Genomic DNA, 12,641 nt, shown 5'->3' on the forward strand with positions numbered 1-12,641 from the left:
AAGGGGTTTTAAGAGTCTTTGCTTATAATACTAGTGAAACAAGGAAATTAACCAGTAAAATGGAAATTAAAAAATTGGAAATTAAGTATATTTGTATAGTAAAAATACAGAACAACTAAATTTATGGAATCTAAAATAAATGCATTTATGGATTACGTTAAAGAACGTAATGCATACGAACCAGAGTTTCTGCAAGCTGTACATGAAGTAGCAGAAACAGTAATTCCGTTTATAGAAAACAATCCAAAGTATCAAGGTAAAAAGTTACTAGAACGCATGGTTGAACCTGAGCGTACGATTATGTTTAGAGTACCTTGGGTTGATGATAACGGAGAAACTCAAGTAAACAGAGGATATAGAGTAGAGTTCAACTCAGCTATTGGTCCTTATAAAGGAGGTTTACGTTTTCATCCATCAGTAAACTTATCAATTTTAAAATTTTTAGGATTTGAACAAGTATTCAAAAACTCATTAACTACCTTACCAATGGGTGGAGGTAAAGGAGGATCTGACTTTAACCCTAAAGGAAAATCTGATCGTGAAGTTATGGCGTTTTGTCAATCTTTTATGACAGAATTAGCGCGTCATATTGGTCCTGATACTGATGTTCCTGCTGGAGATATCGGTGTTGGTGGTCGTGAAATCGGATACATGTTTGGTCAGTACAAACGTTTACGTAACGAATTTACAGGTGTTTTAACTGGTAAAGGAGCTACTTGGGGTGGATCGTTAATCCGTCCTGAAGCTACGGGTTACGGTGATGTATATTTCGCTGAAAACATGTTAAAAACTAAAGGAGATTCTTTTGAAGGAAAAACGGTAGTAGTTTCTGGTTCAGGTAATGTGGCGCAGTATGCAACTGAAAAAGCAACAGAATTAGGAGCAAAAGTAGTTACAATGTCTGATTCTTCAGGATATATCTATGATGAGGCAGGTATTGATGCTGAAAAACTAGCTTTTGTAATGGAGTTAAAGAATGTAAAGCGTGGACGTATTAGCGAGTATGTAGATAAATATCCATCAGCTAAGTTTTTTGCTGGAGAAAGACCATGGGGAACTAAATGTGATGTAGCGTTACCTTGTGCAACTCAAAATGAGTTAAACGGTGAAGAGGCTACAACTTTAGTTGCTAATGGATGTATTTGTGTGGCTGAAGGAGCGAATATGCCTTCTACACCTGAAGCCATTGAGGTGTTTCAAAAAGCAAAAATATTGTTTGCACCAGGAAAAGCATCTAACGCAGGTGGAGTTGCTACTTCAGGGTTAGAAATGTCTCAAAACTCATTGCGTTTGTCTTGGACTCGTGAAGAGGTTGATGCTAAGTTACATTCAATTATGAACAATATTCACGAAGCTTGTGTTAAGTACGGTACGCAAGAAGGTGGATATGTTGATTATGTTAAAGGTGCAAATGTTGCAGGTTTCGTTAAGGTTGCTGATGCAATGTTAGATCAAGGAGCTGTGTAATAAATAGCACATATATAAGTAAAAACCTCATAGATATCTATGAGGTTTTGTTTTTTAGTAGAGGAATGAAAATGGGCTATTTTAAAGGGCTCTTTATCGTTAAAGGCATCTTATAAAAGCTGTTTTTTAATGTTGATTTTTTACTAATCAATTTATAGTTCAACCTGCTTTTTACATACTGACAAATTTGTTCAGTGTTGCAGTTAACGTTCAAAATAACAATCTCACCGTTTTTATTAATTAAAAACTCAACGGTAGTCTTTACTTCCTCATCAAGGATAAAGTTTGGGTTACCTAGTAACTCAACAATTTTAGTTCTGATTTCTTCTTTTTTTGAAGGACTTTCATTTACTGAAAACACTGATGTGCTCATTAACGTAACGAATACGAATACAAATAACTTTTTCATTTTTTAGAGATTTAGAGTTTGTTAAAATTTGTTGCTGTAAAAGTACTGTTAATGAGTTGTTTGAGTGTTGTATTGTTGATTAATAAAAGATTGTTTTAAGGTAAAAGAATGAGCAACGATTGGTTAGTTTACATAGAGTTAATATTGATAATATTTATCTTTTTTGTTGATTTCATTTCTTGTTTTTCAATCAATAATTTGTTTTTTATTTAAAATGCTAATTTTATTTAGAAAAATTAAGAAAAATTAATATTTCTAAGAGTTAGTTTTAGGTTATAACTCTCTTAAAAATTCCTTTTTACTCGATGTTTTTTTATGATAATTCTTTGCGAAAAGACATAAAAAAATCCTGAGAAAACTCTCAGGATTTATATTTTAAATAAAAATCGATTTATTATTCTACAGTAACCGATTTTGCTAAATTTCTAGGTTGATCTACGTTTTTACCTAACATTACAGCTACATGATATGATAATAACTGTAACGGAATCGTAGTTAATAAAGGAGTAAAAGCTTCTTCAGTATCAGGAATTTCAATTACGTGATCTGCAATTTCTTTAACCGTTTCATCACCTTCAGTAACAATCGCTACAATTTTACCACTTCTCGATTTAATTTCTTGAATGTTACTTACTACCTTTTCATAATGACCTCTACTAGTAGCGATTACAAAAACAGGCATGTTTTCATCAATTAAAGCGATAGGTCCGTGTTTCATTTCTGCAGCAGGATATCCTTCAGCATGGATATAAGAAATCTCTTTTAGTTTTAAAGCTCCTTCTAAAGCAACAGGGAAGTTAAATCCTCTACCTAAATATAAACAGTTCTTTGCGTCTTTATAAACAGCTGCTATTTCTTTAACTTGAGCATCAATTTTTAATAAATTCTCTACTTGCGTAGGAATTTGCTGCATCGTTTGCAAGTAGTTGTTTATAGCTGATGTAGATAAAGTTCCTTTAGCTTGCGCTAACTTTAAAGCTATTAAAGAAAGCACTGTTATTTGTGTTGTAAATGCTTTTGTAGAAGCTACTCCAATTTCTGGTTCAGCATGAGTATATGCTCCAGCATGCGTTTCTCTGGCAATAGAAGAACCTACTACATTACATACTCCGAATACGAAAGCGCCCATAGATTTTGCTAATTTAATAGCAGCTAATGTGTCAGCAGTTTCTCCAGATTGCGAAATAGCAATTACCACATCATTTGGAGTTATAATTGGGTTACGATATCTAAATTCAGAAGCATATTCTACTTCAACAGGAATGCGAGCCATGTCTTCAAAAAGATACTCACCAACCAATCCTGCATGCCAAGAAGTACCACAAGCAACAATAATAATTCTGTCTGCATTTAAGAATTTAGAAATGTTATCATCAACACCTGCCATTCGGATGATTCCCTCATTGGCTAACATCCTACCTCTATAGGTGTCTATAATCGCTTTAGGTTGCTCGTAAATTTCTTTTAGCATAAAGTGGTCGTAACCACCTTTTTCAATCTGCTCTAAGCTTAATTGCAACTTTTGAATGTTTGCATCGATTTCTTTATCGTTATCAATTTTATGAACTTTGATACCCTTGTTCTTTTTTATAATTGCTAACTCACCATCTTCAAGATAAATCGCATCTTTGGTGTATTCAATAAAAGGAGAAGCATCAGAAGCTACAAAAAATTCTTCGTTGTTTTTCCCAACACCGATAGCAATCGGACTACCTAAACGGGCTACAACTAACTCGTTTGGTTTTGTTTTATCAAAAACAGCAATGGCATAAGCTCCAATTACGTTGGTAAGTGCAATTTGAACAGCTTTACCTAGTTTACAACCTTCACTTTTCTTAACTTCTTCAATAAGGTTTACTAAAACTTCAGTATCAGTATCACTTTTAAATTCGTAACCTCTAGAGATTAACTCTTTTTTAATAGTATCGTAATTCTCAATAATACCGTTATGTACAATCACTAAATCTCCAGATTGAGAAAAATGTGGATGTGAATTTACGTCATTAGGTACACCATGAGTTGCCCAACGCGTGTGTCCTATTCCTATTTTTCCTACTTTTCGTTCTTCTTCTTTGTTGGTAATTACTTCTAAATCAGAAACTTTTCCTTTAGTTTTAGATAAATGCATTGCTTCACCATCGTACATCATGATGCCCGCACTATCGTAACCTCTATACTCTAAACGCTTCAACCCGTTAATTACAATAGGGTAAGCATCTCTGTGTCCTATATAACCTGTGATTCCACACATAACAATTTCTTATTTTTCTTTTGAATATGATATTTTAAAAACAGCTTTTTTTGTTCCATTAGCAGTTTCATTTCCATTTAATAAAGTTACTGCTCTAGGATTCCAATTGTATGTTTTTACGTTTGTGTTAACTCCTCCAGTACTACTTGTAGTAGGGAAATCTGTAGCATTGTACACTTTCAATACTAATGGTTCGGCTGTAAAATTATCTTCACCAGCTAATAAATTAGTAATATAGTTAGTGATTCTAAAAGTATATTTTTCAGGAGTTTTGTTATCCTCTGCTAAACTAAGACTTCCTCCAAAAGTACCTGTTTCAGTATAAACATCTGAAATATGGGTAGGAGAAATTTCTCCTGCACCGTTGTCTTTATTCTGATACAAGAATAATTGCTGAGGTGTGGTGCTTTTGTCGCTGTTAATGCTTTGGTTAACATAAAATGTTAGTGAGGCATCATTAATTAAAAGATTTTGACTTTTTAATTCTTGAAGTATGGTGTCATCTAAAATTTTAACTTCTGCCATACTACCTGCAGTTCCTTGAATTACAAAATTGTTTGCAGGAGCAGCTGAAGTAGCGTCCGTCATTTTATAAACACTGTTTCTTACTCCAGAAAGAGGGAAACTAAACACTTCTTTAGCAGTATTCTTTATTGTTGTGCCATCAACTTCAGATTTGGTGTATAAGAAATCTATAGATGGTGCTGGATTTGCAGAGGTCAAATTAAGCGGAACTATAGATCCGTCATTTCCTGTAGCAATTATTTTAATCCCTCTAAAGTGATTATCAAAAGCCTCTTTAGAAGCGAATTTTCCACTTTGAAATTCATCCCAAAATAAGGTTTTCATTGTAGTTAGATCTAAAGGAATTGCCAAAAAAGGAACATTCAAATCCTGTGAGTTTGTAGCTCTGATAGTATCTTTATATGTTGTTGTATTTGTTAACGAGATAGATCTGTCAATTCTATCAAAAATAAATACCGTATCTGTGGCTTTAGGTTTTAACTCATATATACCACCATCTTCGTTTAACACTACGTTTCCTGCGTATTCATCATCAGAAAAGAATGTATTCTTTTTAGACGGATCGTTAGGGTTTAACGTGTTTAGGTACGTTTCGTTTTGTAATACTTGAATAGAGGCGGCTACGTTAGGATCTCCTAAAATAGAGTCTAGCCTAAAAGTTGTTACATTATCAGTAGTACCTGTAGAAGTTGATTGATAAGGAATTTTTAAGATAACCTTCTCAAGGTTAAAAACAGTTGTGTCTGTGTTCTTATTGTTTGGGTTTTCAATAAAACCTAGTTGAGAAATGATAGAAGCTTCAATCTTTTTTCCGTTAGGGTTGTTGTACACACCTAACCAATACTCGCTAATACTAGCATTGATATTGTCTGCTTGAACTTTTTGAATATCTATAGGAGTGATTTCAACATCTAATAAAATTTCTCCTGTTTCAAATTTATCGTTTGTAACAACATTTGTTCCTACATCACTAAAGTCTTTTTCACAAGATGTAAAAGCTGCTAAACATAGCAGGCTAATACCTAATGCACCAATTTTTCTAATCATTATTCGCTTAATTCTAAAACGTTTTCTTTGTAAAATTCTAAATATGCTTCGGTTAAAGTCTCTTCAGACTGGAAATCTAACACTTTTGCATTTGCTTCTTCAATAAAAGCTTCAATTTCGTCTGGTAAAACTTCACTACCTTTTATAACAGCATCTGAGTTTTCAATAGCGCTTTTTAAAATATTTAAATGACTTGGTGTTTCGATGGTTACTACTTTAGATTCTTCAATCTTGTCAAAACGAACCTTGTTAGCCATTTCTTTATTTAAATCTTCAATGTCACTATTATACAGCGAAGTTACAATCTTACTTTCTGTAAACAAAGGTTCTTCTTTATAATATTCTCTTAAATATAGAGGTAATAAAGAGGCCATCCATCCGTGAACATGAATAATATCTGGAGCCCAGTTTAGTTTTTTAACGGTTTCAACAACACCTTTAGCGAAGAAGATCATGCGCTCATCGTTATCTTCAAAAAGCTTATCGTCTTCGTCAGAATAAACGGCTTTACGCTTAAAATATTCATCATTGTCAATAAAGTACACTTGCATTCTTTCTTTAGGAATAGAGGCAACTTTAATTATTAAAGGCATGTCCATGTCGTTAATAATCAGGTTCATACCCGAAAGGCGAATAACTTCGTGCAATTGATGCCTGCGCTCATTAATTACCCCAAAGCGAGGCATGAAAATACGGGTTTGAATTCCTTTAGAATGTGCATTTTTAGCAACGTTAAATGCGGTAGACGATAATTCTGTTTCTGGTAAATAAGGGGTAACCTCAGACGAAACATATAAAATTCTCTTATCCTTCATTAAATCGGTCTCTTTTATTGGAGGTGCAAAAATACGAAAATTAATGCAAAAATCGTGTTAAATTGCTAATTTTGCATGCATTTCAATAAAATAACAATGAAAATTTTCACAAGAAAATCCGAATTAAAAGAGTTTTTATCAACTCAAAAAAAAGATGAAAAGTCTATCGGATTTGTACCAACGATGGGAGCTCTTCACCAAGGGCATTTGTCACTTATAAAAAGAGCAAAAAAGAAGCACGACCTTGCTGTTGTTAGCGTTTTTGTAAACCCAACTCAGTTTGATAGTAAGGAGGATTTAGCTAAATATCCTAAAACATACGATAACGATGTAGCTTTACTAGAGTCGGTTAATTGTGATGTGTTATTTTTCCCTTCGGTAGAGGAAATTTATGCTGAAAATGTAGTTTCAGAAAAATTTGATTTTGATGGTTTAGAACATCAAATGGAAGGAAAGTTTAGGGATGGTCATTTTGATGGAGTAGGTACAATTGTAAAAACCTTGTTTGAAATCGTTGAGCCAAATACAGCTTATTTTGGGAAGAAAGACTTTCAACAATTACAAATCATCAAAAAATTAGTTGAAAAATATGAGCTACCAGTAATAGTAAAAGGAAGACCAATTTTTAGAGAAGAAGATGAGTTGGCTATGAGCTCTCGAAATACACGATTGACTAAAGAGTATAGAGAAGCTGCACCTTTTATTTATAAAACCTTAAAAAAGGCAAAAAAGAAATTTGGTTCCAAAAGTCCAGAAGAATTAACCAAATGGGTAGAAAAACAGTTCAAAAAACATCCGTTGCTAGAGCTGGAGTATTTTACTATTGCAGATGAAAAAACCTTGCAAACAGCAACAAAAAAGGAAGCAAACACCAAGTATCGCGCTTTTATAGCTGTTTTTGCAGGAGATATTCGTTTGATTGATAATATTCGTTTAAAGAATTAAACGGTTGAAAACTAGGTAAGAAATCAGGTTTTACAATAATGTTAAAATCATTAAAAAACAACTTAGTATTCATTAAAAAACAACTATTTTTGCAGCATGTTAGTACAAGTAGTAAAATCTAAAATCCACCGTGTTAAAGTAACTAACGCGGATTTAAACTATATAGGAAGCATTACCATTGATGAAGATTTAATGGATGCAGCAGGTATTATTGAAGGTGAACGTGTTCAAATTGTGAACAACAATAATGGTGAGCGTTTAGAAACTTATGCGATTCCTGAACCAAGAAGAAGTGGTGAAATTACATTGAATGGTGCCGCTGCTCGTAGAGTTCAAAAAGGAGACATACTTATTTTAATTGTGTATGCCTTTATGGAACTAGAAGAAGCGAAGAAATTTAAACCACAATTGGTATTTCCTAACGAAGAAAATAACTTGCTAGAATAGTTTGAGTTTATCAGTCAAAAAAATTACAAAAATACTATTACCTCTCATTTTGGGAGGTTTTTTAGTTTGGTATTCATTGTCAAAAATTTCAATAGAAACCTTAGTTCAATATTTTAAAAATGCTAAATATTCGTGGATAGCTTTAGGGCTTTTCTTCGGAATATTAAGTCACTTATCTCGTGCTTATCGTTGGAAGTTTTTATTAGAGCCAATGGGATATAAACCAAACTTTGGTAATAGTACCATGGCAGTTTTAGTAGCCTACTTGGTAAATTATGCAGTACCAAGAGCCGGAGAAGTGTCGCGTGCAGCGGTGATGACAAATTACGAAAACATTCCGTTCGAAAAAGGCTTCGGAACCATCGTTGCCGAACGAATGGCAGATTTGTTAATGATGCTAAGTATCGTTGCTATTACTCTTTTTGTACAATTCGATTTTATTTATCAACTGCTTACCAAAAACTTCAATCCTATTAAAATTGGAATTCTGTTAGCAGGTTTAGTGTTGCTTTTTGTAGTTTTTACACGTTTTGTAAAAAAAGCACAATCAGGTATCGGATTAAAAATTAAAAACTTTGTAGTCGGTTTGGTTGAAGGGCTAACCAGTATCTTCAAAATGAAACACAAATGGGCGTTTATATTCCATACGGTATTCATTTGGGTGATGTATGTACTAATGTTTTGGGCAACAATTCCCGCAATTGAAGGGTTACAAGTTCCGTTAGGAGGTGTTTTAATCGGGTTTATCGCTGGTGGATTTGCAATTGCAGCTACTAATGGAGGAATAGGATTGTATCCTGTTGCCGTAGCTGGAGCTTTAGCGTTATTTGGAATTGCAGAAGAGCCTGCAACAGCCTTTGGTTGGATTATGTGGACAGCTCAAACTGCTATGATTATTGTCTTTGGTGGACTGGCATTTTTGTTCTTGCCTATTTATAATAGAAATAAAAAAATATAGGGCGTTCCCTTTCAGGTCGCGCTTTCCGCACTCGCTTTTTTTGTTTTTAAAAACAAAAAAGAGCTTAAACAATTGCTGCAATCGCTAACGCAAACATTCGTTCAATAAAAAAGCAAAGTATTTTATATTTGAAACTTGTAACTTTAGCATTTTTCAATATTTAAAATGTGTTAAACTAAACTAATGGCAAAAACCAAAACAACTTTTTTCTGTCAAAACTGTGGAGCGCAACATGCGCAATGGGTAGGGCAATGTGGCTCATGTAAAGAATGGAACACTATTGTTGAAGAAGTGATTCAAAAAGAAGAAAAAAGAAATTGGAAATCACCATCAAACACACAAAAAAGAATAGCGAAACCTTTACGAGTTGAAGATATTCAATTGAATCCAGAAGAGCGATTTGGCACCAAGAATCAAGAGTTAGATACTGTTTTAGGTGGCGGATTGGTGAAAGGAGCGGTAGTGTTATTAGGCGGAGAACCAGGGATTGGTAAATCTACCTTGTTGTTACAGATTGCTTTACAAATTCCACAAAAAGTGTTGTATGTTTCTGGTGAAGAAAGTCAGTCGCAGATTAAAATGCGTGCTGAACGTATAGAGGGAAAAAATCCTAATTGTTTAATTCTTACCGAAACTAATACACAACAGATTTTTAAAAACATAGAAGAAGTTCAACCAGATGTATTGGTGATTGATTCTATTCAAACTTTACATACAGATACAATTGAAGCTTCACCAGGAAGTATTTCACAAATACGAGAAACTTCCGCAGAACTCATCAAGTTTGCAAAAGAAACAGCAACTCCAGTATTGTTAATCGGACATATCAATAAAGAAGGACATATTGCAGGGCCTAAAATTTTAGAACACATGGTAGATGTGGTGTTGCAGTTTGAAGGAGACCGAAATCATACCTATCGAATTTTACGCTCCCAAAAAAACCGTTTTGGGTCTACTGCTGAGTTGGGAATCTACGAGATGTTATCAGACGGATTGCGAGAAGTATCGAATCCTTCAGAAATCTTAATCTCTAAAAAAGATGCTGATTTAAGTGGAACTGCGATTGCTTCCACGTTAGAAGGAATTCGTCCATTGATGATAGAAATTCAGGCCTTAGTTTCAACAGCGGTTTATGGAACTCCACAACGAACTACCACGGGGTACAATTTAAAACGCTTGCACATGATTTTAGCGGTGTTAGAAAAACGTGCGGGATTCAAATTAGGAGCGAAAGATGTGTTTTTGAATGTTACTGGTGGAATTCATGTAGATGATCCCGCGATAGATTTAGCAGTGGTAGCAGCAATTTTATCATCAAACCAAGATTTGGCCATCAATCCCGATGTGTGTTTTGCTGCAGAGGTTGGTTTAGCAGGGGAGATTCGTCCAGTTTCTAAAATAGATCAGCGCATTACCGAAGCTGAAAAATTAGGCTATAAAACCTTTGTAACTTCAAAATACAACAAGATTACGAGTAAAAACCATTCGATAAAACTGATTTTAGTGAGTAAGATTGAAGAAGCTTTTGCTACCTTGTTTGCGTAGGTTAATTTTCTTCTTTTTTCTTTCCAAAAATCCTATTGAAAAACCCTTTAATTCCTTTTTCTCTGTATGGAGGACAGTCGATTGAGGAAGATATTTCTTCTGGTATATCAAAAGAGGTTAAGTATTTTTTCTTTAGTTCAGGATTGTTTTCAATTTCTTTTAAAATGTTCGCAACAATTGGTAGGGCTAAAGAAGATCCCGAACCATTTCCACTGTTAAAATGTATGTCGTTTTTAGAAGTCCCAACCCAAGTTCCAAGAACAATATTTGGTGTATATGCCATAAACCAAGCGTTGGTATAGTTTTGAGCGGTACCTGTTTTGCTGGCTAACGGACTTTTAATTTTATACCTATTTCTTATGCTAGCTCCTGTTCCTTGTTCTACTGCTTGCTGTAAAATGGTGGTTAGGGTTTGTGTGCTTTCTTTTGTAAATACTCTTTCGGGTTTTTGCACTTCGCTTTCATAAATGACATTTCCTTCTTTATCTGTAATCTTATGAATCATATACAAGTCGTTCATTTCACCATTATTGGCAAAAGTACCGTAAGCTCTTGTAGCTTCAAATAGGGATAAATCTAACGTTCCTAAAGCAATAGAAGGAGCGTCGTCGGTAATTTCAGGGAACAATAATTTTTCACAAGTATCGATTAGCCATTCTTTTTCTAGTTTAAAATATAGGTTTACACTAGGAATATTCATAGATTTTATCAACGCATACCACATGGCAACTTTTTTATCAGGAGTTGAGCTATGGTCGGCATTTTGTGGTTCCCAATTATCGTATTCAGGGTAGGTTTTTTCTTCGTTTTCAAAATAATCACACGGAGAAATTCCATTTTCCAGTGCTGTAGCATACAAAAACGGTTTAAATGCCGAGGCTATTTGACGGTGTGATAGCACCATATCAAAAGGAAGTGTGTTAAAGTTATTACCACCCACCCAACTAATTACTGCTCCGTTTTTCGGATTCGTAACTAAAACAGAAGCATTTAGCATTTTATCATAATACCAAAGACTGTCAATTTTATTACCAGTAATGGTTTTTGTGCTATCCCAATCAAAGAGTTGAATAGTTCTATTTTGTTTGTCGTCTTCTGTAAACTGTTGCTTTTTTAACCATCTATTTTTTAGTCTGTTTGAAGCTAATTCTTTGTCTAATTGTTGTTGCTTGATGACGAGCTGTTCCTTCGCAGATTTCTCCGCAATTTTTTGAATCTCATAATTCAGCGTCGTATGAATTTTTAATCCGTCTGTTTCTAAGTTATAGTTGCTATTAGAAGTCTCATTAATGGTTTTTACAAGCTCCGAAGCTTTTTTCTTTACCTGATACGTAAAATAACCCGCTGTTGTATTTATATCGAGATTATGATAGTTGAGTGCAATAGGTAGTTTTTGTAAACTGTCGGTAACTTTATTGCTTAAATAGGCTTCGCCATTCATTAACTGTAGCACCGTATTACGACGTTTTTTAGCATTTTCTGGATTCAATCTTGGATTGTAGTAGGTGTTGGCTTTTAACATTCCTACAAGTACCGCTGATTCTTCGATATTTAATTTGTTGACTGATTTATTAAAAAATCTATTAGCAGCCGATTCTACTCCGAAGTTATTTTCTCCAAAAGGAACCGAGTTTAAATACAATAGTAAGATTTCATCTTTGCTGTATAATTTCTCCATACGACTGGCAATAATGAGCTCTTTTATTTTGTTGATAGGCATGCTCAAAAAACCATGGTACTGTCTACCGTATAGGTTTTTAATTAACTGTTGAGTAATGGTGCTTCCACCACCTCCAGAGGCATCTTGTAGTAAAATACTTCTAAAGAAAACACGTGCATAGCTTTGACCGTCGTAGCCATTATGAGAATAGAATCGTTTATCCTCTGTAGCTATTAAAGCTTCTTTTAAATGATTTGGAATTTGTTCTAGTTGAACATTGGTTCTATTCTCAGCAAATACTTTACCTATAATTACCTCGTCGGATGAATAAATTAAAGAAGCTTCTTCATTGATGATGGATGTTAATTCTTCTTTGTTAGGGAGTTTACCAAAGACCTCAAAATACACTAAGGAGAATAATAGTACTACTGAAAGAAACCCAAACAGTATGAATCCTGTTACATATTTTAACAGAAGGGTTAGTTTCTTATTTTCTCTAAGTTGAAGTTGTATTTCTTTTAATGTTTTCATTGTACTAAAAACGAAGATTCGTTGATGAAATTGTAAAGTTA

At 34.0% G+C, this 12,641-nt stretch carries 10 protein-coding genes; 5 read left to right on the plus strand and 5 right to left on the minus strand.

Annotation, left to right across the window (positions count from 1 at the left end; translation table 11 throughout):
- The first annotated feature begins 123 nt into the window (after positions 1–123).
- Complete coding sequence (gene gdhA / locus AC3VI6_RS06355) at positions 124–1,467, plus strand: NADP-specific glutamate dehydrogenase (RefSeq protein ID WP_497705563.1); 1,344 nt, start codon at positions 124–126, stop codon at positions 1,465–1,467.
- Positions 1,468–1,543: 76 nt separating this feature from the next.
- On the opposite strand, the gene AC3VI6_RS06360 is transcribed toward gdhA, so the two are convergent.
- The 4 genes from AC3VI6_RS06360 to AC3VI6_RS06375 all read right to left on the minus strand — a co-directional run bounded on the left by AC3VI6_RS06360 (position 1,544) and on the right by AC3VI6_RS06375 (position 6,514).
- Entirely contained in the window at positions 1,544–1,876 is a 333-nt protein-coding gene (locus AC3VI6_RS06360; RefSeq protein ID WP_497705564.1) for a hypothetical protein, read from the minus strand.
- Positions 1,877–2,270: 394 nt separating this feature from the next.
- Positions 2,271–4,127 carry a glutamine--fructose-6-phosphate transaminase (isomerizing) gene (gene glmS / locus AC3VI6_RS06365; RefSeq protein ID WP_497705565.1) on the minus strand — a complete coding sequence of 619 codons (1,857 nt, stop codon included), beginning with the start codon at positions 4,125–4,127 and terminating at the stop codon, positions 2,271–2,273.
- A 9-nt stretch (positions 4,128–4,136) separates the two neighbouring features.
- Positions 4,137–5,699, minus strand: a complete 1,563-nt coding sequence (locus tag AC3VI6_RS06370) for a DUF4270 family protein (RefSeq protein ID WP_497705566.1) — start codon at positions 5,697–5,699, stop codon at positions 4,137–4,139.
- Positions 5,699–6,514 carry a glycogen/starch synthase gene (locus AC3VI6_RS06375; protein WP_497705567.1) on the minus strand — a complete coding sequence of 272 codons (816 nt, stop codon included), beginning with the start codon at positions 6,512–6,514 and terminating at the stop codon, positions 5,699–5,701. Before AC3VI6_RS06375 ends, AC3VI6_RS06370 begins: the two co-directional genes overlap by 1 nt.
- A 96-nt stretch (positions 6,515–6,610) precedes the next feature.
- On the opposite strand from AC3VI6_RS06375, the gene panC reads away from it, so the two are divergent.
- The 4 genes from panC (at position 6,611) to radA (ending at position 10,409) form a co-directional block, all read left to right on the plus strand.
- A complete protein-coding gene (gene panC, locus AC3VI6_RS06380; RefSeq protein WP_497705568.1) occupies positions 6,611–7,459 on the plus strand; it encodes a pantoate--beta-alanine ligase in 849 nt (282 codons plus the stop codon).
- A 96-nt stretch (positions 7,460–7,555) separates the two neighbouring features.
- A complete protein-coding gene (gene panD / locus AC3VI6_RS06385; protein WP_497705569.1) occupies positions 7,556–7,906 on the plus strand; it encodes an aspartate 1-decarboxylase in 351 nt (116 codons plus the stop codon).
- A 1-nt stretch (position 7,907) separates the two neighbouring features.
- Positions 7,908–8,864 (plus strand): lysylphosphatidylglycerol synthase transmembrane domain-containing protein, encoded by a 957-nt coding sequence (locus tag AC3VI6_RS06390; protein WP_497705570.1) that lies wholly within the window; start codon positions 7,908–7,910, stop codon positions 8,862–8,864.
- Positions 8,865–9,047: 183 nt separating this feature from the next.
- On the plus strand, positions 9,048–10,409 hold the full coding sequence (gene radA / locus AC3VI6_RS06395; protein ID WP_497705571.1) for a DNA repair protein RadA: 1,362 nt from the start codon (positions 9,048–9,050) through the stop codon (positions 10,407–10,409).
- Between the two features lies 1 nt (position 10,410).
- Here radA and AC3VI6_RS06400 read toward each other — a convergent pair whose 3' ends face one another.
- Positions 10,411–12,600, minus strand: a complete 2,190-nt coding sequence (locus tag AC3VI6_RS06400; protein WP_497705572.1) for a transglycosylase domain-containing protein — start codon at positions 12,598–12,600, stop codon at positions 10,411–10,413.
- Positions 12,601–12,641 lie beyond the last annotated feature (41 nt).

This window comes from Tenacibaculum sp. TB-56 (assembly GCF_059716275.2).

Bases quoted from the DNA above. Each gene is read 5' to 3' on its own strand.
- gdhA (WP_497705563.1), top strand. From the start codon at position 124: ATGGAATCTAAAATAAATGCATTTATGGATTACGTTAAAGAACGTAAT.
- AC3VI6_RS06360 (WP_497705564.1), bottom strand. From the start codon at position 1,876: ATGAAAAAGTTATTTGTATTCGTATTCGTTACGTTAATGAGCACATCA.
- glmS (WP_497705565.1), bottom strand. From the start codon at position 4,127: ATGTGTGGAATCACAGGTTATATAGGACACAGAGATGCTTACCCTATT.
- AC3VI6_RS06370 (WP_497705566.1), bottom strand. From the start codon at position 5,699: ATGATTAGAAAAATTGGTGCATTAGGTATTAGCCTGCTATGTTTAGCA.
- AC3VI6_RS06375 (WP_497705567.1), bottom strand. From the start codon at position 6,514: ATGAAGGATAAGAGAATTTTATATGTTTCGTCTGAGGTTACCCCTTAT.
- panC (WP_497705568.1), top strand. From the start codon at position 6,611: ATGAAAATTTTCACAAGAAAATCCGAATTAAAAGAGTTTTTATCAACT.
- panD (WP_497705569.1), top strand. From the start codon at position 7,556: ATGTTAGTACAAGTAGTAAAATCTAAAATCCACCGTGTTAAAGTAACT.
- radA (WP_497705571.1), top strand. From the start codon at position 9,048: ATGGCAAAAACCAAAACAACTTTTTTCTGTCAAAACTGTGGAGCGCAA.
- AC3VI6_RS06400 (WP_497705572.1), bottom strand. From the start codon at position 12,600: ATGAAAACATTAAAAGAAATACAACTTCAACTTAGAGAAAATAAGAAA.